The sequence below is a fragment of the Alysiella sp. genome (assembly GCF_030525755.1).
Taxonomy (GTDB): Bacteria; Pseudomonadota; Gammaproteobacteria; order Burkholderiales; family Neisseriaceae; genus Simonsiella.
The window spans coordinates 42,541-64,163 of the sequence record NZ_JAUNEC010000002.1; the positions used below are offsets into that span (position 1 = coordinate 42,541).

The 21,623-nt window shown below is 44.0% G+C and carries 23 protein-coding genes and 1 other RNA gene; 4 read left to right on the plus strand and 20 right to left on the minus strand.

Annotation, left to right across the window (positions count from 1 at the left end; all coding sequences use genetic code 11):
* Positions 1-13 precede the first annotated feature (13 nt).
* The 3 genes from Q4B82_RS00910 to Q4B82_RS00920 all read right to left on the minus strand — a co-directional run bounded on the left by Q4B82_RS00910 (position 14) and on the right by Q4B82_RS00920 (position 1,420).
* The gene (locus tag Q4B82_RS00910; RefSeq protein ID WP_303064557.1) at positions 14-352 is read right to left on the minus strand and encodes a 4a-hydroxytetrahydrobiopterin dehydratase; all 339 of its coding nucleotides are present in this window, start codon (positions 350-352) and stop codon (positions 14-16) included.
* Between the two features lie 25 nt (positions 353-377).
* On the minus strand, positions 378-1,172 hold the full coding sequence (phhA, locus tag Q4B82_RS00915) for a phenylalanine 4-monooxygenase (protein WP_303064558.1): 795 nt from the start codon (positions 1,170-1,172) through the stop codon (positions 378-380).
* Positions 1,173-1,273: 101 nt separating this feature from the next.
* Entirely contained in the window at positions 1,274-1,420 is a 147-nt protein-coding gene (locus Q4B82_RS00920) for a hypothetical protein (RefSeq protein ID WP_303064559.1), read from the minus strand.
* A 101-nt stretch (positions 1,421-1,521) separates the two neighbouring features.
* Between Q4B82_RS00920 and ilvD the strand changes: the two genes are divergently transcribed.
* The 4 genes from ilvD to murU all read left to right on the plus strand — a co-directional run bounded on the left by ilvD (position 1,522) and on the right by murU (position 6,407).
* Entirely contained in the window at positions 1,522-3,381 is a 1,860-nt protein-coding gene (gene ilvD / locus Q4B82_RS00925; protein ID WP_303064560.1) for a dihydroxy-acid dehydratase, read from the plus strand.
* A 7-nt stretch (positions 3,382-3,388) separates the two neighbouring features.
* Positions 3,389-4,882 carry a Fic family protein gene (locus tag Q4B82_RS00930; protein WP_303064561.1) on the plus strand — a complete coding sequence of 498 codons (1,494 nt, stop codon included), beginning with the start codon at positions 3,389-3,391 and terminating at the stop codon, positions 4,880-4,882.
* Between the two features lie 218 nt (positions 4,883-5,100).
* On the plus strand, positions 5,101-5,601 hold the full coding sequence (locus Q4B82_RS00935) for a phosphatidylglycerophosphatase A (protein WP_303064562.1): 501 nt from the start codon (positions 5,101-5,103) through the stop codon (positions 5,599-5,601).
* A gap of 104 nt (positions 5,602-5,705) precedes the next feature.
* Complete coding sequence (murU, locus tag Q4B82_RS00940) at positions 5,706-6,407, plus strand: N-acetylmuramate alpha-1-phosphate uridylyltransferase MurU (RefSeq protein WP_303064563.1); 702 nt, start codon at positions 5,706-5,708, stop codon at positions 6,405-6,407.
* A 90-nt stretch (positions 6,408-6,497) separates the two neighbouring features.
* On the opposite strand, the gene Q4B82_RS00945 is transcribed toward murU, so the two are convergent.
* The 17 genes from Q4B82_RS00945 to Q4B82_RS01025 form a co-directional block, all read right to left on the minus strand.
* A complete protein-coding gene (locus Q4B82_RS00945; protein ID WP_303064564.1) occupies positions 6,498-6,818 on the minus strand; it encodes a transporter substrate-binding domain-containing protein in 321 nt (106 codons plus the stop codon).
* A 195-nt stretch (positions 6,819-7,013) separates the two neighbouring features.
* Positions 7,014-7,715, minus strand: a complete 702-nt coding sequence (locus Q4B82_RS00950; RefSeq protein WP_303064565.1) for a CPBP family intramembrane glutamic endopeptidase — start codon at positions 7,713-7,715, stop codon at positions 7,014-7,016.
* 38 nt (positions 7,716-7,753) lie between these two features.
* Positions 7,754-8,251: a DUF1543 domain-containing protein gene (locus tag Q4B82_RS00955; protein WP_303064566.1), complete on the minus strand. Its 498-nt coding sequence runs from the start codon at positions 8,249-8,251 to the stop codon at positions 7,754-7,756.
* A gap of 46 nt (positions 8,252-8,297) precedes the next feature.
* Positions 8,298-9,611 (minus strand): hypothetical protein, encoded by a 1,314-nt coding sequence (locus Q4B82_RS00960; protein ID WP_303064567.1) that lies wholly within the window; start codon positions 9,609-9,611, stop codon positions 8,298-8,300.
* A 61-nt stretch (positions 9,612-9,672) separates the two neighbouring features.
* Positions 9,673-10,464 (minus strand): PhzF family phenazine biosynthesis protein, encoded by a 792-nt coding sequence (locus Q4B82_RS00965; RefSeq protein WP_303064568.1) that lies wholly within the window; start codon positions 10,462-10,464, stop codon positions 9,673-9,675.
* 247 nt (positions 10,465-10,711) lie between these two features.
* Positions 10,712-12,313 carry a peptide chain release factor 3 gene (locus Q4B82_RS00970; protein ID WP_303064569.1) on the minus strand — a complete coding sequence of 534 codons (1,602 nt, stop codon included), beginning with the start codon at positions 12,311-12,313 and terminating at the stop codon, positions 10,712-10,714.
* 93 nt (positions 12,314-12,406) lie between these two features.
* Positions 12,407-12,907 carry an OmpH family outer membrane protein gene (locus tag Q4B82_RS00975; RefSeq protein WP_303064570.1) on the minus strand — a complete coding sequence of 167 codons (501 nt, stop codon included), beginning with the start codon at positions 12,905-12,907 and terminating at the stop codon, positions 12,407-12,409.
* 57 nt (positions 12,908-12,964) lie between these two features.
* A complete protein-coding gene (gene bamA / locus Q4B82_RS00980; protein WP_303064571.1) occupies positions 12,965-15,499 on the minus strand; it encodes an outer membrane protein assembly factor BamA in 2,535 nt (844 codons plus the stop codon).
* 4 nt (positions 15,500-15,503) lie between these two features.
* The gene (gene rseP / locus Q4B82_RS00985; protein ID WP_303064618.1) at positions 15,504-16,850 is read right to left on the minus strand and encodes an RIP metalloprotease RseP; all 1,347 of its coding nucleotides are present in this window, start codon (positions 16,848-16,850) and stop codon (positions 15,504-15,506) included.
* A 108-nt stretch (positions 16,851-16,958) separates the two neighbouring features.
* A complete protein-coding gene (locus Q4B82_RS00990; protein WP_303064572.1) occupies positions 16,959-17,357 on the minus strand; it encodes a YccF domain-containing protein in 399 nt (132 codons plus the stop codon).
* Positions 17,358-17,427: 70 nt separating this feature from the next.
* Positions 17,428-18,204 carry an acyl-ACP--UDP-N-acetylglucosamine O-acyltransferase gene (gene lpxA, locus Q4B82_RS00995; protein WP_303064573.1) on the minus strand — a complete coding sequence of 259 codons (777 nt, stop codon included), beginning with the start codon at positions 18,202-18,204 and terminating at the stop codon, positions 17,428-17,430.
* Positions 18,205-18,308: 104 nt separating this feature from the next.
* Positions 18,309-18,767: a 3-hydroxyacyl-ACP dehydratase FabZ gene (fabZ, locus tag Q4B82_RS01000; RefSeq protein ID WP_303064574.1), complete on the minus strand. Its 459-nt coding sequence runs from the start codon at positions 18,765-18,767 to the stop codon at positions 18,309-18,311.
* Between the two features lie 425 nt (positions 18,768-19,192).
* The gene (rpsI, locus tag Q4B82_RS01005) at positions 19,193-19,585 is read right to left on the minus strand and encodes a 30S ribosomal protein S9 (RefSeq protein WP_303064575.1); all 393 of its coding nucleotides are present in this window, start codon (positions 19,583-19,585) and stop codon (positions 19,193-19,195) included.
* Positions 19,586-19,603: 18 nt separating this feature from the next.
* Positions 19,604-20,035: a 50S ribosomal protein L13 gene (gene rplM, locus Q4B82_RS01010; RefSeq protein WP_303064576.1), complete on the minus strand. Its 432-nt coding sequence runs from the start codon at positions 20,033-20,035 to the stop codon at positions 19,604-19,606.
* A gap of 172 nt (positions 20,036-20,207) precedes the next feature.
* A non-coding RNA gene (ssrS, locus tag Q4B82_RS01015) (6S RNA) lies at positions 20,208-20,388 on the minus strand.
* 7 nt (positions 20,389-20,395) lie between these two features.
* Positions 20,396-20,701, minus strand: a complete 306-nt coding sequence (locus Q4B82_RS01020; RefSeq protein ID WP_303064577.1) for a cell division protein ZapA — start codon at positions 20,699-20,701, stop codon at positions 20,396-20,398.
* The gene (locus tag Q4B82_RS01025; RefSeq protein WP_303064578.1) at positions 20,698-21,621 is read right to left on the minus strand and encodes a hypothetical protein; all 924 of its coding nucleotides are present in this window, start codon (positions 21,619-21,621) and stop codon (positions 20,698-20,700) included. Before Q4B82_RS01025 ends, Q4B82_RS01020 begins: the two co-directional genes overlap by 4 nt.
* Positions 21,622-21,623: the final 2 nt, after the last annotated feature.

Here is a 21,623-nt window from a genome sequence, read left to right on the forward strand (position 1 = left end):
GAAAAACAAACACTCAATCCAATAAAGCATCGGTTTTCGCCGCCATAATGAAATCATTGCGGTGCAAACCTTTGATGCTGTGCGACCACCACGTTACGGTCACTTTGCCCCATTCTGTCAAAATACCTGGGTGATGCCCTTCTGCTTCCGCCAAATCTGCCAAGCGATTGCTGAATGCCATCGCTTGTTTGAAGTTTTTAAACTTAAATTCACGTTGCAGTTGCAAAATACCGTCCATCACAATTGGTTGCCAATCAGGAATATGGCGCATCAATTCAGGCAGCTCATCATCGCTTACTTTGGGTGCATCGGCACGACAGGCTTCACATTGTTGTTGTTTTAACTCACTCATGATTATGTTCCTTTATGGTTTAAAATCAATTTAATAAACTGGGGTGTGGGTCAAACAAACCTTTTTGCATGGCTTGGCGCACTTCACTCATGATGTCGGTTTGTGCCACTTCAAATAGCGTATCCACGCTGTCTATTACATAATAAATCGGCTGAATGCGGTCAATGCGATACGGCGTACGCAGTACATCTTGAATATTGAACGCACGATATTCAGGCTTGCTGCTCAAAGCATATTCGGTTTCAGCAGGCGAACTCAAAATACCACCGCCATAAATGCGCCGTGATTCGGGATTGTGTCCCACTAAGCCAAATTCAATGGTAAACCAATACAAACGCGCTAAAAACACGCGTTCAGTCTTGTCAGCAGCCAAGCCCAATTTACCATAGGTTTCGTTAAACAACGCAAACGCAGGGTGTGTCAACAGCGGACAATGTCCCGCAATCTCATGAAAAATATCAGGCTCTTGTATGTAATCAAAATCTTCGGGACGACGAATAAAAGTGGCAACGGGAAATGCCTTATCTGCCAACAAGCCAAAAAACTTACCAAACGAAATTAAAGCTGGTACAGCCGCAGTACGCCACCCTGTACAGTCCTGCAATACACGGTCAATATCACCCAGCTGTGGAATGCGGTTATGTGGCAAAGCCAATTTAGCCAAACCGTCTAAATATTCTTGACAGGCACGGTTGGGCAGTGCAGGTTGCTGGCGTTCAATCAACCTTTGCCAAGTGTGATTTTCTTCTTGTGAATACACAATGATGCCATTTTCATCAGGCGTATGTGCCAAATAGGGCACTTTTTCGGTTGGGCTCATGTTGTTCTCCTGTGTTACTGCGTGTATTTTTATCAAGACCCAAGTTTGCATGAACGAACATCAATCTTGCGAATACTGATTTTATGTAAAAGTATAAAAATTTATTTTATTTCAGTTTTCTGCTTGAAGATAGCCAAAAAAAGGTTTTTCATAAGCACATTATTTTTTCTGTTGGCAGGTATCAGAAATAAAAAAGCAGATTCTTGGTTAGCATCGGGAACGGCAAGCAAGTCAATATTGTTTTTCATGTTTCAGGCAGCCTGAAAAGCGATTTTTGGTATAAAATCATGTGTTATTTTGTTTCAGGCAGCCTGAAACCCCTTTCCCATAAAAATCAAAGGAACACAAAATGCCCGATTACCGCTCCAAAACCTCCACACACGGCAGAAACATGGCTGGTGCGCGCGCCCTTTGGCGTGCCACAGGCGTGGCAGAATCCGATTTTGGCAAACCCATTATTGCCATTGCCAACTCGTTTACCCAATTTGTCCCAGGTCATGTGCATTTGCACAATATGGGGCAACTGGTGGCGCGTGAAATTGAAAAACACGGCGCAATCGCCAAAGAATTCAACACCATTGCCGTTGATGACGGCATTGCCATGGGTCATGGCGGCATGTTGTATAGCTTGCCCAGTCGCGATTTGATTGCCGACAGCGTGGAATACATGGTCAATGCCCATTGTGCAGACGCGCTGGTTTGCATTTCCAACTGCGACAAAATCACCCCTGGTATGCTGATGGCGGCTTTGCGTTTGAACATTCCCACCGTATTCGTGTCGGGTGGCCCAATGGAGGCTGGCAAAGTGATTGGTGCGATTCACATTGCCGACAACCGCAAACTGGATTTGGTGGACGCGATGGTGGAAGCCGCCAACGACCAAGTTTCCAACGATGAAGTCAAAGAAATTGAACAAAACGCTTGCCCCACTTGCGGTTCGTGTTCGGGTATGTTTACCGCGAACTCCATGAATTGCTTGACCGAGGCTTTGGGTTTGTCGTTGGCGGGCAATGGTTCGCTGTTGGCAACGCATTCGGGTCGCAAAGAATTGTTTTTGGAAGCCGCGCGCCTGATTGTGGACATCACCAAACGTTATTACGAACAAAACGATGAAACCGTGTTGCCACGCAGCATTGCCACCAAGCAAGCCTTTGAAAATGCAATGAGTTTGGACGTGGCAATGGGCGGTTCAACCAACACCGTTTTGCATTTGCTCGCCGCCGCGCGTGAGGCGGAAGTGGATTTCAAAATGGCAGACATTGACCGCATCAGCCGTCAAGTGCCTTGTTTGTGCAAGGTCGCGCCCAATTCCAAAGATTATTATATGGAAGACGTGCATCGCGCAGGTGGCGTGATGGCGATTTTGAACGAATTGGCAAAAGCAGGTAAATTGCACACCGATGTGTACAACGTGCATTCAGGCAGCCTGAAAAACGCTTTGGCGAAATGGGACGTGTCCAACCCTGAAAATACCGTTGCCATTCAACGCTTTAAAGCCGCTCCTGCTGGCATTCGCACGGTGGAAGCCTTTTCCCAATCACGCGAATGGAAAACCCTTGATTTGGATAGAGAAAATGGCTGTATCCGCAGCGTGGAACACGCTTATTCGCAAGATGGCGGTTTAGCGGTATTGTTTGGCAACATTGCCGAACGCGGTTGCGTGGTCAAAACGGCAGGCGTGGACGAAAGCATTTGGCGTTTCACAGGTCGTGCGCGTGTGTTTGAAAGCCAAGATTCAGCCGTTGCCGCGATTTTGGACAACCAAATTGTGGCAGGCGACATCGTGATTATCCGCTACGAAGGCCCGAAAGGTGGGCCGGGTATGCAAGAAATGCTCTACCCCACTTCCTATTTAAAATCAAAAGGTTTGGGCAAACAATGCGCCTTGCTCACAGACGGACGTTTCTCGGGCGGCACATCGGGTTTGTCCATCGGACACGCTTCGCCCGAAGCGGCAGAAGGCGGCGCAATCGGCTTGGTACGCGAAGGCGACACGGTCAAAATTGACATTCCCAACCGCAGCATTCATCTTGACGTTTCCGATGAAGAATTGGCGGCAAGACGCGCTGAAATGGAAAGTCGCGGCAGCCGCGCGTGGAAACCCGAAAACCGTGAACGCCACGTTTCAGCCGCTTTACGCGCCTATGCCGCGATGACGACTTCGGCAGACACAGGCGCGGTGCGCGATGTGAGCCAAGTGGAGAAGTGATGGCTATTTGCTTGCGGTAAATGAAATTTCAGGCAGCCTGAAATATGTTAAACTCACGCAATATTTTAAAAATTGCGTGAGTTTTTTTATTATGAAAATCAATAATCCGCCAGAATTAAGTCAAATTTTTCAGCATCAATTTGAAAATGAAATCAATATTTTATTAGGTCAAGTTATCACGCAAATTTTACAACATCAAGCTGATGAGCCATTTACATTAAATGATGATACAGAATTAAACAAATTTGTAGAATATTGTTTTGAATTATTATTTGAAAATCAAGCAACTGATGATAAAGGTTGCTATCTGTATTGGGATAAAATCAAACACAAATACGGCAAAAATGCGGAAAAAATTTGGCTAGCAACCAAAATCAAACGCACAATTATTCGCAGAACAATCCATTTAACCGAACAATACGAATTTCATTACTGTGTACCCGACACCATGCAAGCCCTGCTGCATTTTATTGACAAAACCAGCAGCCATTACAATATCCAACTGATAAATCAAAAAGACAAACACATTTTAAGCATGGAAGAAGCCATTACTTCCGCGCAAATGGAAGGCGCAGCCACCACGCGCAAAATCGCCAAAGAACTCATCACACGCCGCCCCAACAAACCTAAAAACGATTACGAAAAAATGGTCATCAACAATTACCATTTGATGAAAAAAGTGATTGAATTAAAAGATGAAAAATTAAGCATTGATTTAATTTTGGATTTACACCGCACCGCCACCCACGATGTGATTGAAAACAACGCCATTTCGGGCGAATTTCGGCAAAGCGATGATTTTGCGATTTACGATGGCGAAAACAATCTCCTGCACCAACCGCCACCACACGAAGATGTCGCCGAATTGATGGACGCATTATGCGAGTTTGCCAATGCCGAACACGACGGTTTCAGGCAGCCTGATTTTATCCACCCGATTGTCAAAGCGATTATTTTGCATTTTCTGATTGGCTACATTCACCCCTTTGGCGATGGCAATGGACGCACCGCAAGGGCTTTATTTTATTGGTTTATGTTGAAAAATGGCTATGCTTTGTTTGAATTTGTGTCCATCAGCCGCCTGTTGTTGCAAGCGAGTACGGGCTATGGCAAATCCTATGTTTACACCGAACGCGATGAGTTGGATATGACTTATTTCATTTATTTTCAACTGGATAAAATCAAGCAAGCCATTGATGATTTTGAAAAATATGTGGAACGTGAAAACAGGCAACGCCAAGATTTTACCGCTCAAATTTTGCATTTTATTCAACAACATGATTTAGATGAACGGCAAATTGAAATTTTGAAGATGGCAGTTCATGAAAAAGGCAGAATATTTTCTGCAAAAGAGTTGGCAACGCAATTTAAAATTTCTGAAAACACAGCACGGAAATTATTGAAAGAATTAGCCGATTTGAATTTGCTCGCACCTTTAAAATCGGGTAATGCGGTTTTGTTTGTTGCACCTGCGGATTTGGTGGCTCGTTTGCAAAAATGATTTTCAGGCAGCCTGAAACAATATGGTGTTGCGCCAATCATATTGATACGATAAGTAAGAGAACATGATTTAAGTTAAAATGTAGCCTGTAAAAAAATCTTTGTAATCAATGCAAAGCTGCAACATCAAAATCAAAGCATATGCAAAGACAAACCCATATCCACACATTAAACAGCTCCGTCCATCTGAACCAGCATTGTATTAACAGAAAGATACCCATGTCCCAAACATCTCCCACTTTTCGCCCTACATTCACTTGGCTATTGCAAGACCCCATTCGTTTACTGGGCTTTGGCTTTGGTACGGGTTTATCCCCAAAAGCACCTGGTACAATTGGCACATTGGCAGGAGTATTCCTTGCCGCTTTATTACTGGGTATGGGCATGAGTAAAGCCAGTTTACTGTTAATGTCCATACTGTTGTTTTTCATTGGCATCTGGATTTGCAACATCACTGAACGCGCTTTGGGTGTACATGACTACGGTGGTATTGTGTGGGATGAGATTGTTGCCATTATGGTGGTTTTGGCGTGTGTGCCACAAGGTTTAACTTGGTGGCTCACCGCATTCATCACTTTCCGTTTTTTTGATGCTGTTAAACCTCCTCCCATTCGTTGGTTTGACCACCGCATCAAAGGCGGTTTGGGTATTATGTTGGACGACATCATCGCTGCCATTATGAGCATTATTGTTGTGCAATTATTGTGGCAATTCATTTGAAAAATACCATTACACCACACACAAAGGCTGCCTGAAAACCACAAATCAGATGACTGAAACACACATTGTCCCTTTTCAGACAGCCTACATTAAAAGGGAAACCCATGAAAGCCATGATTCTTGCAGCAGGTCGCGGTGAAAGAATGCGACCACTAACTGACCACACGCCCAAACCCCTATTACGTGCAGGCGATGAGCCCCTAATCGGCTGGCACTTACGCCGACTTAAAGCAGCTGGTATTACCGAAATCATCATCAACCACGCTTGGTTGGGACACAAAATTGAAACCGAATTGGGGAATGGTGCTGCTTATGGTGTGAACATCGCTTATTCACGCGAAGGAGAACAAGGCTTGGAAACTGCAGGTGGCATTGCCACCGCCTTACCTTTATTGGGCGATAAGCCGTTTTTGGTCATCAACGGCGACATTTTAAGCAATATTGGTTTTCAGGCAGCCTGCCAACGCGCCGCCATGCTGCCTGAAAACCAATTGGCATATTTGTGGCTCGTTCCCAATCCACCACACAATCCTAATGGCGATTTCACTTTGGGAAACACAGGCAAAGTTCATGCCCACAATATGCCCGATACCACAATGTTAACATTTAGTGGTGTAGGCATTTATCGCCCTGAATTATTTGTCAACACACCAGCTCATCAAGTTGCCAAACTTGCTCCCTTGTTGCGTCAAGCCATGCAAGCCGAACAGGTTTATGGCGAAATCCACACGGGAATTTGGTTAGACGTGGGTACACCTGAACGTTTAGCCCAAGCGGATAAACTGCTTCGTTCTGGTGTATTGTGATTGTTATTTCAGCCTAAAAAAACAAATAAGAAGCGCAATGGAATTTCATTGCGCTTGTACACATTAATATTGCCATTATGAAATCTTTCCCTACAAACCGAGTTTTTCAAACGTTTCATTATTACTGTTGATGCCATTTTTCATAATGGCTTGGTAAGTACCATTGGCTTTAATTGCCGTTAAACCTTTATCCAATTTGGCTTTTAAGTCCACATTACCTTTTTTAATCGCAAAACCAAAAGCAATATTGCCTGATTCTTTATCGTCCACAACCAAACAATAAAAGTCTGGTTGATTAATGGCTTTTTCTTTAACGATTTCGGGTGTAATCACAAACACATCAATATAATGCTCAAAAATTGCCAGTTGCTTCATCAATTCAAAAGTTTGCGGAATATCGGCTTCGGTCATTAAATGAATTTAAATTATTTTTTCCATAATTTTCAAATAGTTAATCGGTTTCGGACAGCATGAAAACCTTTTTAGGTGGAATTGAAAACCCAACTGAAAATGTAGGGTGCGTGGTACACACCCTACAAAACTGTCAATACACAGCAAAAAATCAAGCTATAAATTGTCGTGTATTGTAAGGCAACCTGAAAAAAATCACTCCAGTAAATACAAAGGCAAGCCCAATCCAAACACATCAAAAAACGAATGCGCCAACATAAACGGCAACAATTCATCAGATTTCCAGCGCAACAACAAAAACACCACGCCCAAAGTGGTAACAACCATTGCCCCAGCCAGCCCTTGATAAGTATGAAATGCGAATCGCACCACCAAACTGAACAGCACTACCCACAACAAATGCTTTTTTTCCACCAAAACCAGCAAGCCGATGAAAAACAATTCTTCGTAAAAACCATTTAATAATGCAAATAAAAACAAGGATAAAGACCATTGATTCATGTGGTCTGTGGCAGAATAATGTGCGCTGTCATCGGCAGGATACCAATGCGGCAACAGGGCTTGTTGTGCGATTTCATAAGCCGTAGCCACCGAACCTGCCAATAAAATGTATAAGGCGATTTTGGGCAAAGTCCATTTATTGGCATTGAAATTCAACTGCTTAAAATCAAAATGGCGATATTGTAAATACAAAAATGCCACCAATAATGACCCCAATTCCATAAAAATGCCCGACCAGTTTTCGCTTGCGCCAAAACTCAAATCTGCTGGGGCAACTTGATTGGCTTCAGATAACGCAAAAAAATCCACCATAGAACCATAAATTGCGGTGCCAAAGAAAATCATCGTTAAAACAATCACATCAAGCCAATTAAGCATTTTTTGTTTTAATGTCAATTTGATTTCTCCTGTTTATTTTTACTGTTTTTGTGATATTAAATCGGTAAATAACCTTGAAATTCAATCGCTTTTGCTTCACCCTGTGGATTGGGGCGCAAATGGACAAACCAATCGTGAAATTGATTGAGCTGCAAAATATTGTCCACATCTTTCAAATTGTCTTTGTGCTGCTGATTGGCGTGCGGCAACAGCGTGGCAAGGGCTTGGCGTTTCGCGTCTTGCTCATCGCTTGCCACAAACAAATCAAAGGCGTGCAATTCCGCCAAATCGCCATCTTGATACGCCCCCACATTCACAAAAAACAATTTTTCAGGCAATTCATGGGCTTGATTTTGCAAGACAATATCGTAGCCAGCCACCCAGTTGATTTCGCACCAACCGTCTATGTGCAAACGCGCATTGGTGTGCGCCCAAATGCGTTTCAAATCGGCAAAAGCCGCTTGGGGCGTGGGCGCAACGGCAAATTGCACATCGTGCATTTCCAAATTGGCGTGTGGCATTTGTATGCCCAAATAAAATTGGTAGAGTTTCATGTTGATTTTCCTTTGTTTTTTGGATTTCAGGCTGCCTGAAACTTCATTAACGCACACGTTTCACAATGGGCAAGCCTGTTTTTTGGTGGATTTGGTTGATGATTTTTTCTGCCGAATCGCTTTTGCCCAAAAACACATCGTGGCTGCCTGCAACACCAATCAACCAAATTTCATTGTTCACTTCCCACGATATGCCGATAAATTCATCAATCGCTTGCGTTTTTTCAGGCAGCCAACGCAGAAAAGGGTTCATTTTGTGGTAGGTCAAACGGTTGGTGGGCGCGTCAAACGTCAATTTGCGCGACAAAAACGCATTGCGCCAAATGTCCACCAAAGCAGAAACAATCAGCAACACCAACAGCATACCCGAAAAAACCGATTCGCCAGACGACCCAAACACATTTAGCAATAAAATCAATGCACCAACCAACACCAGCAAAACGGTGTTCATCAACAACTTTTTGCGTGAAAACAGCGCAAATTCAGCCGATTGCCGCACCAAATGGCGATGAATTTGTGGCACATCTTTTTGGGGAAAAATTTTATCTAATTGATTATATTGATACATTTTCCAAGTCGCATAGCCCCCCGACCAAGCATAAGCCGTAAAAGCCCAGCCCAATATTGCCCAAAGCAACACCAAAAACCCATTTTCAGCCAGCCCAAAAGCCGCATAAAACAAACCACCGCCCATCGCCGCCCACACCGTTGCCCAAATGCCACGCAAAATCAATATGCCATTACTGGGGCATTGAACGTGGGCTGCCAGCGCGGTTTGTGCTGCGGCTGCCCGAAAATGCGTGGGGTAAGCAGCGCGTTCGCCTTGTGCCGCGTGGTCAATGTGGCTTAAACCCAACATCGGCAACTGCATGATTTTTGAGATTTTTTGATATTCAGATTGGAGATTCAGGCTGCCCCCTTGATTGGGGAAAATGCGGTTAATTTCCGTTTCGCTCACGCCATCTTGGTGCAACAAAATCATGCGCCCATATTGTGCGGTGTGCGCCGAATAAATAGCCTCCGCTTTAATGCCAACAAATTGATTGATATGATGAATTTCCAAATCATGCCATGTGTTGATGTGCCATTGCCCCAAAATCAATTGACGCGAATTGGGGTCGTAACGCCACAATTTAATTTGACACAATTTGCGTACCACCCACCACAAAGCCACGCTCCAAATGGCAAACCACAAACCGTCCCACAACCATGTTGTGGCATGACTTGGCACATCAAAAACCTGTAAATACAACAACAAAGCCATATCCCATGCTTTGCCCAACCAGAAAAAACCCAACAAACAAAGCAGAAACACACACAATAGCATGCGGTCGTTCCCAAAAACATGATGGCGAAACATGGTTTTTCCTTTTTAATGGATTGAATTTCATCATCAAAATGGCGTTCAGGCAGCCTGAAAATCACACGTTCACATAAATTTCCGATTTGGCAAACAACACCGCTTGCCCACCCAAAATCATGCGTTCGCCTTTGATTTCGCCATGCAAAATGCCACTTCTTGCGCTGGCTTGATAGCCGATTAAGCGATTTTTGCCCAACACCTTTGCCCAATACGGCAAAATATGGCAATGCCCACTGCCACACACAGGGTCTTCGCCAATCCCCAATTTGGGTGCAAATGAACGTGAAATGCAGTCAAATTGCGTGCTTTTGGCGGTAAAATGACACAAAAGTCCGTCTAATTGTGCGATTTTGGCATGGTCTGCTTGGTAATTTTTGACCACATTTTCATCATCAAAAACGCACAATAAATCACGTCCCAAATACACTTCTTGGGGCATCACGCCCAAAATCGCGCCAATTTGTGCCACATTTTCCAGCTTTTGCAACTCAAATACAGGAAAGTCCATTAAAAACAAATCATCTTGTTTTTGCACGCTTAATTTGCCAGCTTGGGTATGGAAAACCACATTTTCAGGCGGATTAGCCAAAATGTGATGCAACACAAACGCGCTGGCAAGCGTGGCGTGTCCACACAAATCAATTTCCGCTTTGGGCGTGAAATAGCGCAATAAAAATTCATCGCCTTGCGGCACAATAAAGGCGGTTTCGGACAAATTGTTTTCTTGGGCGATATGCAACAAAATGCGGTCGTCCAGCCAATTATCCAATAAACACACCGCCGCAGGATTGCCCTTAAATATTTGATTGGTAAAGGCATCAACGGTAAATTGGCGTATGGTTTGGGGCATGTTTTTTTCCTAAAATTAATGGGGTTTGGGATTTCAGGCTGCCTTTTGTTACCCTACAAAAATAAAACATTGCCCACAATCGTTAAGATACCACCATCTGCTCCCTCTCCTTTGGGAGAGGGCTGGGGAGAGGGAAAAATCGTTGAGCATCGCCAGTTTCCCCTCTCCCTAACCCTCTCCCAAAGGAGAGGGAATAGGTGAGTGGCAAACAAAAAATTGTAGGGTAATGAAAGGCAGCCTGAAAAAATCAATCATTCAAATTAACCGAATGCTCGCGCGTTTCGTGGAACACAATGTCTTTCCAACGCTCTTGGGTCAAATTCAAATTCACGCGATTGGGCGCGAGATACGCCAAATTGCCGCCCGCGTCTGTCGCCAAATTGGCGGCATTGGCTTTTTCAAATTCCGCCAATTTTTTCTTGTCATCACACGACACCCAACGCGCCGACCACACCGACACATTGTCAAACACCGCTTCCACGCCATATTCTGCCGCCAATCGTGCCGTTACCACCTCAAATTGCAACACGCCCACCGCGCCCAAAATCAAATCCGCGCCCGAATGCGGTTTGAACACCTGCACCGCGCCTTCTTCGCCCAACTGTTGCAAACCTTTTTGCAACTGTTTCATTTTAAGCGGATTTTTAATGCGGACGCTGCGGAACAATTCGGGCGCGAAAAACGGAATGCCCGTAAACGCCAACATTTCGCCTTCGGAAAAACTGTCGCCAATCTGAATGTTGCCGTGATTGGGAATGCCGATGATGTCGCCTGCATAGGCTTCTTCCGCCAACTCGCGTTCGTGCGACATAAACGTTACCACGCTGCTGGCTGAAATCTCGCGGTTGATGCGTAAGTGTTTGATTTTCATGCCGCGTTCAAATTTGCCCGAACACACGCGCAAAAAGGCAATGCGGTCGCGGTGTTTGGGGTCCATATTGGCTTGAATTTTAAAGATAAATCCTGAAAATTTCGGCTCTTCGGGTTGCACATCGCGCACGGTGGCATGGCGTGGTTTGGGCGCGGGTGCCCAATCAATCAATGAGTTAAGGATTTCTTGCACGCCAAAATTGTTAATCGCTGAACCGAAAAACACAGGGGTCAGGCTGCCTGAAAGAAATTCGCCCAAGTCAAACTCGTTGGACGCGGCTTGCACCAACTCAATCTCATCACGAAGTTGTTGAATTTCCATAGGGAATTTTTTATCCAACTCGGGATTGTCTATGCCTTTGATGATGTCAAATTCGTGGGGCAATTTTTCGCCACCTGCTTCAAACAGGTAAATTTCATCGTTCAAAATGTGGTACACGCCCTTGAAATTTTTGCCCATGCCGATGGGCCAAGTTACGGGCGCACAACGGATTTTCAAAATGTTTTCCACTTCGTCCAGCAATTCCAAGCTGTCGCGCACTTCGCGGTCGTATTTGTTCATGAAGGTAACGATGGGCGTGTTGCGCATGCGACAAACATTCAATAATTTAATGGTTTGCGCCTCCACGCCTTTTGCCGCGTCAATCACCATGAGTGCGCTGTCCACCGCCGTGAGTACGCGGTAGGTGTCTTCGGAAAAGTCTTGGTGTCCAGGGGTGTCCAGCAGATTGACGGTGTGGTCTTTGTATTCAAATTGCATGACGCTGGACGCAACGGAAATGCCGCGCTGTTGCTCAATTTCCATCCAGTCGGAAGTGGCGAATTTGCCTGTTTTTTTGCCTTTTACCGTGCCTGCGCTCTGAATCGCGCCTGAAAACAGCAGCAATTTTTCGGTTAAGGTGGTTTTGCCCGCGTCGGGGTGGGAAATAATCGCAAAAGTGCGGCGTTTTTGAACGTGTGCTAATAATTCTGCTGACATGGTTTTTTCTCAAATTCAATCAATCAAAAATAAAAAAGTTTCAGGCAGCCTGTGTCATTTAAGGCTGCCTGAAAAGTTTGTCTCATCAAGCGTTTATTTCATGTTGTCCAATAAACGGATAACGCGGTCGGTAATGTCATATTTGCCACTGACAAACACGGCTTCTTGCACAATTAAATCGTATTTTTCTTGCTCGGCAATGTTTTTGATGACGTGGTTGGCATTGTTTTGTAAGGCAGCAAATTCTTCATTGCGGCGCAAGTTGTATTCTTCGGCAAGTTGCGCGGCAGCAACACGGTATTGGCGACTGATGTCTACCAATTTGGCTTCGGTTTCTTTGGCTTTGTCACCTGTTAATTTGCCTGATTGTAATTGTTCTTGCAGTTTGATGCCTTGTGTTTGTAATTGGGCAAGTTTTTTCTGTTGTGCGCCAAATTCTTTTTGTAAACTGGCTTCTATGCTTTTGGCTTTTTGGGTTTCGGTGTACACACGCACGGGATTAACGTAACCGAATTTTTGTGCGTCTTGTGCATGTGCAACAAGGCTGCCTGAAACGAGCAGCAGGGCTAGGGTTTTGCGTAATATGGTGTTCATGATGTTTTTCCTTTGTTTATTGGACTGCCTATATGGTTTTCAGGCAGCCTCTTGGTTTTAGAATATTGTACCCAATTGAAATTGGAAACGTTGAATTAAGTCGGTGTCTTTCTTTTTCAGTGGATAAGCGTAACTGAGTTTGATGGGACCCATTGGGGAAATCCATGTTAAAGCCGCGCCTGCTGAATAGCGCAGTTCATTGCTGAAAGTGGATTTGTGGTTGCTTCGGTAGTAACCACTTGAACCGTGGGGATTGCTTCTGCTGTAATTGCTGGGGGTGTAGGTTTTACCGTCCCATACACTACCTGCATCGGCAAACAGGCTTAAACGCACGCTGCGACTGTCTTTAATGCCTGGAAATGGGAACAGCAATTCAGCATTCACATTAACTGCATATGCACCACCATAGCTTTCTGTACTGCGTGAACCATCTACATCCACATCATATACTTTGGGTCCCAATGACCCACTTTCAAAACCGCGTACAGAACCTAAACCGCCTCCTGTTTGGTTAAACATGAAAGGCACTTCTTTGGTTTTGCCGTATTTGCCGCTGTATCCCAGTTGCCCATTGAGCATTAACGTGAAATTGCGACTGAGTGGGAAATACCATGTTTGCTGATGACCAAATTGATAGTACTGAATACCACTTCCTGGCAAAGCCACTTCGCCTGTTACATTGGCTTGATAACCTTGTGTGGGCCAGTAGGCATCATCGGTGGTATTGCGATACCAGCTAACCATGCCCTTATAAATCCAATTGCGACTGCCATTTTCATCTACAAAACGCTGATAACGATATGGTGGATTGCTCAATAGTTTGACACCGATATGTTCCACACCTAAACCAAAATTCACGCGGTCGTATTCGGTGAATGGTATGCCCATAATGGTACTAAAACCATAACGGTTCATGCCATAATTGCGTGAGTTGCTTGACAGTTTATACGGTGCGTATTTGGAGCCGTGTAAACTGTATGTCATGCTGACACCATCGGGGGTAAAATAGGGGTCGGTAAAAGAAAGATTGGCATTTTGGCGTACTTTACTGCGCGAGATGCTTAAAGCGGTGGATTTGCCTGTACCAAATAAATTGTCTTGTGCTACGCTACCTGCCAATACCAAACCATCGTCTTGAGACCAACCCACAGAAGCATTTAGACTGCCTGTATTGCGTTCTTTCACTTTAACTGCCAAATCCATTTGCTGCTCATCTTCGGGAACAGTGGCGGCTTGGATTTCCACGTCTTCAAAGTAGCCAAGTTGGCGCAAACGTCCAATGGAGCGGTCTATCTTGGATTGGTCGTATTGGGCGGCTTCCATTTGACGTAATTCACGGCGAATCACTTCATCACGGGTTTTGGTGTTGCCACTAATGGCAATGGTGCGAACCGCCACACGATTGCCAGGTGCTAATAGCGCGGTAACATCTAAAATATGACGACCTTTGTCATCAACGCGGCGTGTGGTTTCGGCACTTACTTGTGCATGGGCATAGCCCGCAGATTGAAGTTTGAAACGCATTTGCATTAATACGTTTTGTAAAGCATCGTAATCGCTGAGCTTGCCTGTTTTGAGTTTACTCATCAATTTTTGCAAATCGGATAAGGGGACTTCTTTGTGGTCGCCTGATATATTCATTTTGCCCCAATGGTACTTTTCACCTTCGTAAACTTTGATGGTAACTTCTTCTCGGTCTTTATTTTCATTAAATTGACGTTGTACATCATCATAATCAACACGGAAATCATAATAACCGTGCTCACGGTAAAATGTTTCTAAGCGAGCTTTATCTTGCCCAAATTTCTCCCATGAGAACACATCGCTTTTGGTCAACCACGCAAATAAACCACCATCTGTTAAATTAATTTGACGGCGCAATCGTGAATCCGAAAAAACTTGATTGCCTTCAAAATCAATTTTTCTGACTTTGGTGGTTTCACCTTCTTCCACTTTAATGGTAATGGCAACGCGATTGCGCGACAGTTGCTGAACTTCGGGGGTAATGACCACATTGTGCTTCCCTTGTTCTTTGTATGCGCCATCTAGAGCACGTAAGGCACGTACCAAGATTTCTTGATTAAAAAAATCGCCTTTTGCCAAACCTGTACTTGCTAGAGCTTCTGTTGCGCGCTGTTCAGTAGTGGCATCAAATTGGCGCAGTTTTTCATCGTAGCTGATTTCTGCACGTTTGCCACCAATTAAATCATTGTCATTATGACCAATTGTTCCACGCATGGCAGACATTTGCTTCAAAATTGCATCATTGGTCAAAACTTTTGCACCTGTAATGGTTAAATCGCTGATAATCGGTCGCTCTTGCACGGTAACAATCAACATATCACCATTTTGTTCCAGCAGGACGTTCTCATAAAAACCACTGGCATGCAAACTGCGAATGATGTTTTCGCCAACTGCGTCTGTAAAATGGTCGCCTTCTTTAACTGGCATTAAGGAACGCACAGTGGTCTCGGAAGTGTGTTGTTCGCCTTCAATGCGAACCGAACCAATGGCAAAATCAGCAGCCCAAACTGGTGTGTTTAAGGTTAAACCCAAAGTTAGTATGCTGAAAGTGATTTTTTTTAATTTCATGGTGTTATCCAAATAAACGCGTAATGTCGTTAAAGAAAGCCAAAATCATCATGGCAAGCATCACGGATACCCCGAAACGCAAGCCCCATTCTTGCACGCGGTTGCTTAATGGTTTGCCACGTATCCATTCTATCGTATAGTAAACCAAATGTCCGCCGTCCAATACGGGAATAGGCAATAGATTCATGACACCCAAGCTGATGCTGACCAACGCGAGAAATTCCACATACGGTTGCCAGCCGATGCGTGCGGTTTGTCCTGCTACATCAGCAATCGTAACAGGACCTGAAATGTGGCTCAACGAGGCCTGTCCTGTTACCAATTTACCAAAAAATTCCGTGGTTAAAACGGTGTACCCAACCATTTTATCCCAACCCAATTGTACTGCTTCGCCCAAAGTAGGGTAGAAATGTTGCCGAACGTGTTTTGTCCATATTTCATCGCTTGCTGGCGACAAACCCACATAACCCACAATTTTGCTTTTATCAGGCGATTCTCGGCTTTCAGGCAGCATATGTGTGTGCATTTCCTTGCCATTACGCAAATAAGTGATGTGTAAATTGCGTCCCGCATTTTCGCGTACTATTTTCGTCCATGCATCCCAAGTTGGCGTGGTTATACCGTTAATGGCAATGATTTTATCACCTGCTTGTAGACCCGCTTTTTCGGCAGGCTTTCCCTTTACCACCATGCCAATATGTTCAGTTTGGCGATAAGGACTCATGCCTAAACCTAAATGGCGTTTGGCAATGGCTTCTGCTTCTGGTGTACCTGCTGCATCAATAACGCGTTTTGCTTGCTGCCCATCAACTGTTTGCACTAGCACATTGATTGGACCTGCTTCCAAATCCAAAATCATTTGCGTTTGGGCATTGGCAAAATTATCTACAACCCTACCATTCACCGTTAAAATTTTATCGCCTGCCTGAAAACCTGCTTTTTGAGCAATGGTTTGTGGATAAACCGTACCCACATAAGGACGCAATTCGCTGACACCGCCCACACCAAAACTGAATGCATACAGTAAAACTGCCAATACCAAATTGGTCAATGGACCTGCGGCAACTACGGCGATGCGTTTGAGTGGATGTTGTTTATCAAACGCATAAGGTAAATCGGCTTCATCAACATTGCCTTCTCGTGTGTCCACCATTTTAACGTAGCCACCCAATGGAATGGGCGCGAGACACCATTCAATATTACGCCAAGTTTTATTCAAAAACGGTTTGCCAAAGCCAACTGAAAAACGCAGCACTTTGATGCCGCACAAACGCGCAACAATCAAATGCCCCAACTCATGTAGACTAACCAAAAGTAAAATTGCCACCAAAAAAGCAATAATAGTTTGAATTAAAGACAAAAATGTTACCTATATCATGTGATGACTTGCTTTTCAGGCTGCCTGAAAAAGACAAAATCAATGTTTAAATGAGAAAGAAACGCAAGAATACCAGTTTTATCAAGGTTTTTCCACAATCGCCTTGCCAATCGGTGCCAGCGCAATCATCGCCAATTTAATGTGTTGTATGCCAAACGGAATGCCAATAATGGTTATGAAACAAGCCAATGCCGAAGAAAGATGACCAATTGCCAACCAAATACCCGCAAAAATAAACCAAATCACATTACCCAATAAACCCAATGCACCCGTTCCAATGTCTTTCTGACCTGTAAGCAATCTTCTGTCTACTGCTTCACGTCCAAAAGGCCACAGGGCAAATTGTCCCATCACAAAACACGCTCGCGCCCACGGTAAACCAATAATGGTAATTGCCATGATGATACCAGCCAGCCACCAACCCAAAGCCATGAAAAAGCCGCCCAGTACAAACCATAAAATATTCATGATGAAACGCATCATTTTCCCTTTCTGTTTTCATGCTGTCTGAAAAGTATTATTCCTTTATTTTCAGTAATGTAGATAATATTTAACGAATAATCCCACGTTTGGAATCGGTCAAAAAGTTGCGCAAAATTTGCAATTCGCTGTGTTGCATGGCTTGTTGGTCAATCAGTTTTTTGGCTTCGTCCAGCGACAAATCACGCAAGTAAATGTCTTTGTAGGCGTTTTTCACATTCGCAATTTGCTCGGCAGTAAAACCATTGCGGCGCATACCTTCGCTGTTCAAACCTGCAGGCTCGGCACGATAACCCGATGCCATAAAATACGGCGGCACATCTTTATGTACCCCTGCCGCAAATGCCGTCATTGCATACGCCCCTATGCGGCAAAATTGAAACACCAACGTGTACCCCCCCAATACTACATAATCGCCAATTTCAACGTGTCCCGCCAAACTCGCATTGTTCGCAAAAATCGTGTGGTTGCCCACCACACAATCGTGTGCCAAATGACAGTATGCCATTATCCAGTTGTCATCGCCCAAGCGTGTTTCGCCTATGCCCGTTACCGTGCCTGTGTTGAAGGTGGTAAATTCGCGTATGGTATTGCTGTTGCCGATAATCAGGCGCGTGGGTTCATCGCGATATTTTTTGTCTTGTGGCTGTGCGCCCAAGCTGGCAAACTGGAAAATTTTATTGTTTTCGCCAATTTGCGTGTGTCCTTCAACCACAACGTGTGCGCCAATTTCGGTGTTTGCGCCAATTTGCACGTTTGCACCGATAGTGGAATACGCGCCTACTTTGACGCTGCTGTCCAATTCGGCTTTGGGGTCTATGATGGCGGTGGGATGGATTAAAGTCATGGGGATTTCCTTTCAGGCTGCCTGAAAATAATTAAAGATGCATTAATTATGCTTAGTTAAAGAGATGTTTCAGGCAGCCCATTGATTTTAAGGCTGCCTGAAAATCAGGCTTGCACCTTGCGTTTGGCACACATGATTTCTGCTTCTACCGCCAATTCTCCATCAACCGTTGCAAGGGCTTTGAATTTGCCAATGCCACGTTTACTTTGCAACAATTCAATCTCAAATTGCAAACGATCGCCTGGTATCACTTGGCGTTTAAAACGCGCATTGTCAATGCCCGCAAAAAAATAGATTTCATCAGGGTTGCGACCCCCTTCGGTTAAAATAGCCAATGCGCCACAAGCTTGTGCCATCGCTTCAATAATCAACACGCCGGGCATCACAGGAAAATCAGGGAAATGTCCTTGAAACTGTGGTTCATTCATGCTGATGTTTTTAATAGCGGTTAAACTTTTACCGCTTTCAAATGCGGTAATTCTGTCTAACAACATAAATGGGTAACGGTGTGGAATGAGTTTTTGAATGTCTTTGGCTTCAATCGGTAATGCGGTAGATTGCATAAATTTTCCTGTCTATATTTAAAACATCAAAGCAAATTGCCTATTTTGTGACCGTTTGAAATTAAAAATAAATACAGCATACCAGCTCCTTATGTGCGAGATGTACACGTCAGTTACTGTTGCCTTATCCGTATTAATTTCAAACGATCTATGTAAAGAAAAAAGATATTTTACTCTATTTCAAGCTGCCTGAAATAGAGTAACAATGCCACATTGTCTTTTATAGTCGTCCAAAATACAAGCGGTACAGCGTTCCAATGTCCTGATGCACTTCTCGTACATAGTGGACGTTACGTTGTTAGCCATCTTGTTTGCGTTCATCTTAAATGACCATAAGTAATGTAATCTTTTTTTCAAAAATTGATTATAACGTGCAATAAAATAAAACGCCCCAAATTAAATTGGGGCGTTTTATAAAACACATATTAACGTTTAGAGAATTGTTTCGCGCGACGTGCTTTACGCAAACCAGCTTTCTTACGCTCAACTTCACGTGCATCACGAGTAACAAAACCAGCAGCAGACAAAGATGCTTTCAAAGTGGCATCGTAGTCAATCAAAGCGCGAGTAATGCCATGACGAATTGCGCCAGATTGACCTGTTTCGCCACCGCCTGTTACGTTTACTTTGATGTCAAACGCTTCCAAGTTTTCGGTCAAAGCCAAAGGTTGGCGTACCACCATGCGGCTGGTTTCACGCGCGAAAAATTCATCAACAGGGCGACCATTTACGATGATTTGACCTGTGCCTTTTTGCAAGAACACACGAGCCACAGAGCTTTTGCGGCGACCTGTACCGTAGTAATATTTACCGTTCATTTATTTGTGTCCTTACAATTATTTCAATTCCAAAACTTTGGGTTGTTGTGCTGCGTGTTGGTGTTCGGCACCTGCATACACTTTCAATTTTTTAATCATGGCGTAACCCAAAGGACCTTTTGGCAACATGCCTTTTACGGCTTTTTCCAATGCGCGACCTGGGAATTGCTCTTGCATTTCGCGGAAAGTGCGTTGGTACAAACCACCTGCATAACCAGAGTGGCGATAGTAAATTTTGCCTTCGTTTTTGTTGCCTGTTACGCGCAATTTGTCGGCGTTAATCACGATGATGTAGTCGCCTGTATCAACGTGTGGGGTGTATTCAGGTTTGTGTTTGCCACGCAAACGGCTGGCAACTTCGGCTGCAATGCGACCCAATACTTTATCGGTTGCGTCAATCACAAACCATTCGCGTTGCACTTCGTGCGGTTTCGCTGAAAAGGTTTTCATGAGATAAGTCCAATTTAGATTACGAATAGAAACCGATGATTTTAGGCACTTTCAGGCAGACTGTCAATGCTTTACTTGACTTGTGTGTTTATTCTGCGTTCTATTGTCTGTTTATTGTCATTTTCAGGTGGTCTAAAAAGAAAACCACCCAATAATATGGGTGGTTTCACACTGAACCCCGCGAATGCCGTTCCAGCTGAATCCGCTTGAACCTTGTTAACAAGGTGGTCATCTCGGGTGGCTTCGGGTGCATTCCGACAAAGGGATTGCTCGCGCCCACCACAGCTCCCGACAACCGAAGCAAACTTATTGGTTCAAGGAAATGTATGCCTTCACATGCATCGCAGGGAATTTAGACAGTTAGCCAACTTTTAAGGTTTTATCGCAAAGTTCTAGCAATTCGGTTATTTTACGTTGCTCCGCTTCATTTGGCAATGGCGTAATAGTTTTGTTTTTATCGGCTGTTTTTAATAAATCATGCGTTAAGTTTAAGGCAGCCATAATTGCCACTTTTTCTGATTCCATATTCAAACCTGCGTTTTGAATGGCTTGAATTTTTTGGTTCAGTAATTCAACCGCTTTGAGTAAAGTTGCGCGTTCACTTTCGGGTGTACCAATCGTAAATTGGCGACCCAATATTTCTACACTAATTTGTTCAATGCTCATGCTTCACCCTTTTCCTTTTCATGTTCTGGCACAGGTAAACGCGCTAATAAAACACGAATATTTTCGGCATTTTGTTCCAATAATGCGCGGTACGCACGATTTTGTGCTTGTAATTTGACTACTTGCTGCTGCACAACTGCCGTTTCTTCACGCAAACGTTCTTTCTGCACATTCATGGCCTGAGTTAAATCATTTAGACTTTGTTCATGCTGTTTGCCTAACATGGCATATTCAATACGAAAACGCTCGGTTTCTTGCGCCAGTTTTGCTTCAAATTGTGATTGTTGTTCTGTCAAATGACTTTGTTGCTCGGCAATTTTTTGTTCTGTTTCGGTTTTTTGTTGGCTTAAATCCTGTAATGCATTTGCCAACTTTGTTTCCAGTTCCATCGTAGAAGCAAGCTGTGCTGTCAACTGATTTTCTGCATCTTCTGCACGTTTTTTGGCATCATTAAACAAAGAGGTGGTTTGCTCTACATCGGTTTGCAAAACTTGTAATTTCAATTCCAAACTACTGATGCGCTCTTGCGCTGCTGCCATTTGCTGCTCGGCATCTACAACTTTGCTTTCCCATTCGGTGCGTACAGCTTCGTTTTTTTCACGCCAGTCTTTGTCTTTGTTCTGAATGGTATTGTGTAAAAAAGCAATCTGGTCGCGCAAATTCAAACGTTCTTTTTCAAGCAGCTGAATTTCCTGCTGTTGATGCGCGAGCGTTTTTTCCAATTCACTTTGATGAACAGTTGGTGCAGGACGATTTAAGGCTTTTTCTAATTCTTGACTCTGTTTGAATAAATCTTGCTTACTCAATGCTAATTCATCGCGCAGACGGTGATTATCGGCACGTAATTTATTGATTTTATCTACTAAGCCACGCACTCGGCTTTCTAATTGTTCCAATGACGGATTAATTTTATTGTCCATTC

Bases quoted from the DNA above. Each gene is read 5' to 3' on its own strand.
- phhA (WP_303064558.1), bottom strand. From the start codon at position 1,172: ATGAGCCCAACCGAAAAAGTGCCCTATTTGGCACATACGCCTGATGAA.
- rpsI (WP_303064575.1), bottom strand. From the start codon at position 19,585: ATGAACGGTAAATATTACTACGGTACAGGTCGCCGCAAAAGCTCTGTG.
- Q4B82_RS00965 (WP_303064568.1), bottom strand. From the start codon at position 10,464: ATGCCCCAAACCATACGCCAATTTACCGTTGATGCCTTTACCAATCAA.
- fabZ (WP_303064574.1), bottom strand. From the start codon at position 18,767: ATGCAATCTACCGCATTACCGATTGAAGCCAAAGACATTCAAAAACTC.
- Q4B82_RS01025 (WP_303064578.1), bottom strand. From the start codon at position 21,621: ATGGACAATAAAATTAATCCGTCATTGGAACAATTAGAAAGCCGAGTG.
- rplM (WP_303064576.1), bottom strand. From the start codon at position 20,035: ATGAAAACCTTTTCAGCGAAACCGCACGAAGTGCAACGCGAATGGTTT.
- Q4B82_RS00975 (WP_303064570.1), bottom strand. From the start codon at position 12,907: ATGAACACCATATTACGCAAAACCCTAGCCCTGCTGCTCGTTTCAGGC.
- Q4B82_RS00970 (WP_303064569.1), bottom strand. From the start codon at position 12,313: ATGTCAGCAGAATTATTAGCACACGTTCAAAAACGCCGCACTTTTGCG.
- ilvD (WP_303064560.1), top strand. From the start codon at position 1,522: ATGCCCGATTACCGCTCCAAAACCTCCACACACGGCAGAAACATGGCT.
- lpxA (WP_303064573.1), bottom strand. From the start codon at position 18,204: ATGACTTTAATCCATCCCACCGCCATCATAGACCCCAAAGCCGAATTG.
- Q4B82_RS00960 (WP_303064567.1), bottom strand. From the start codon at position 9,611: ATGTTTCGCCATCATGTTTTTGGGAACGACCGCATGCTATTGTGTGTG.
- bamA (WP_303064571.1), bottom strand. From the start codon at position 15,499: ATGAAATTAAAAAAAATCACTTTCAGCATACTAACTTTGGGTTTAACC.
- Q4B82_RS00955 (WP_303064566.1), bottom strand. From the start codon at position 8,251: ATGAAACTCTACCAATTTTATTTGGGCATACAAATGCCACACGCCAAT.
- murU (WP_303064563.1), top strand. From the start codon at position 5,706: ATGAAAGCCATGATTCTTGCAGCAGGTCGCGGTGAAAGAATGCGACCA.
- Q4B82_RS00945 (WP_303064564.1), bottom strand. From the start codon at position 6,818: ATGACCGAAGCCGATATTCCGCAAACTTTTGAATTGATGAAGCAACTG.
- Q4B82_RS00990 (WP_303064572.1), bottom strand. From the start codon at position 17,357: ATGCGTTTCATCATGAATATTTTATGGTTTGTACTGGGCGGCTTTTTC.
- Q4B82_RS00920 (WP_303064559.1), bottom strand. From the start codon at position 1,420: ATGAAAAACAATATTGACTTGCTTGCCGTTCCCGATGCTAACCAAGAA.
- Q4B82_RS00910 (WP_303064557.1), bottom strand. From the start codon at position 352: ATGAGTGAGTTAAAACAACAACAATGTGAAGCCTGTCGTGCCGATGCA.
- Q4B82_RS01020 (WP_303064577.1), bottom strand. From the start codon at position 20,701: ATGAGCATTGAACAAATTAGTGTAGAAATATTGGGTCGCCAATTTACG.
- Q4B82_RS00935 (WP_303064562.1), top strand. From the start codon at position 5,101: ATGTCCCAAACATCTCCCACTTTTCGCCCTACATTCACTTGGCTATTG.